The sequence below is a fragment of the Brevibacillus reuszeri genome, assembly GCF_002897295.1.
GTDB classification, from domain to species: Bacteria; Bacillota; Bacilli; order Brevibacillales; family Brevibacillaceae; genus Brevibacillus; species Brevibacillus reuszeri_A.
In genome coordinates this window covers 1-1,288 of the sequence record NZ_BEXF01000097.1, presented here as the reverse complement: position 1 = coordinate 1,288, position 1,288 = coordinate 1, and the positions used below count along the sequence as shown (strand labels likewise).

At 43.7% G+C, this 1,288-nt stretch carries 1 protein-coding gene; it reads right to left on the bottom strand.

From position 1 onward, the window contains the following. Nucleotides 1–47 precede the first annotated feature (47 nt). Nucleotides 48–1,195, bottom strand: a protein-coding gene (locus C3B52_RS35555; RefSeq protein WP_103111005.1) for an IS3 family transposase whose coding sequence is annotated in 2 segments (ribosomal slippage) — nt 48–925 and nt 925–1,195 — 1,149 coding nt in all. Because the reading frame shifts where the segments join, the coding sequence is not laid out codon by codon here. Nucleotides 1,196–1,288 lie beyond the last annotated feature (93 nt).

The following is a 1,288-nucleotide window of genomic DNA, read 5'->3' as shown; positions in this document are numbered from 1 at the left end:
GGGACTGACCCCCGTCTGTAGGACAGGGATCAAAACACCTTAGCCAATTAAGCAGCCAGTTGCCGAAATTGAATCGGCGACTGGTTGTTTAGTTTCGTTTGAATGCGAATTAAGTTATAGTAATGAATGTAGTCTTGAACAATCTGTGCAACGATGGCCGTCGTTGTACAGGTAAAGTCTTCAAGATAGAACGTTTCAGACTTAAGCGTGGAATGGAACGATTCTATGGGGGCATTATCAGCAGGTGTACCCTTACGGGACATGCTCATGATAATGCCCTTTTCCTTTACAGCCTGTTGAAATGCCTTGGATGTATAAACGGAACCTTGGTCACTATGTAACATGCAACTCGCTACTGTGGGCAACTGATGCAAAGTATCTAAAACTAGACCGGTATCTTGTGTGTCTCCAATACTGTAGGCGATAATCTCGCCGTTGTACAAGTCCATGATGCTGGATAAATACAGCATTTTGCTGCCGAAAGGCAGGTAAGTAATATCCGTAACTAGTTTTTGCAATGGTTGTTCCGCATGAAAATCACGTTTTAGAAGATGATCAGCGATTTGGAATGGTTGTCCGATTCCCTTTCGCTTTTTCACTTTCACTCGACATTGCAAGCCTTCTTCTCTCATGATCCGTTGCACTCGTTTATGATTCACTTGCATCTCTCGGCGTAAAAGTGCTGTGATTTTTCGGTATCCATAGCGAAATTTATGTGCTAAGCACAGCTCACTAATACGGGTGACGAGTGGTTTTGAAATCGGTTGTGTATTCCTTTGATTTTTCCACCGATAGTAGGTGGAACGAGCAACGCCCAGCCATAGGCACGCTTGTTGTACGGAGACCTCTCCCTTTATGGAATCTATCCACTGGACTACTGCTTCTGGTGACACCTCCTTTCCCATTCCTTGTACTTTTTTAAGACATCCAATTGTTGTTTTAAGAAGCGATTTTCCTGTTTCAATCTTTCAACTTCAGATGTAACCTCTGGCCCTTTTCCATATGTGTACTGCTTACCTACTGGTTGTTCAAAGCGGTGAGTTTCGCCGTTTCTATACCAACGTAACCATGTTTCCACCTGCGTTTTGTTCTTGATACAAAGGTGTTCCATTACTTCACTCACTGATACGCCCGCCATCCTCATTTCAACTGCCTTTAGTTTAATTTCCGCGGGATAGCTTACTCTCGTTGCCACAGAAAAACACCTCCAAGTTGTCCCCATATCTTACGACATGGTCGCATTCTCTTGAAGGTGTTTTGATTTGTCTCACGTTATGGGGTCAGTTCC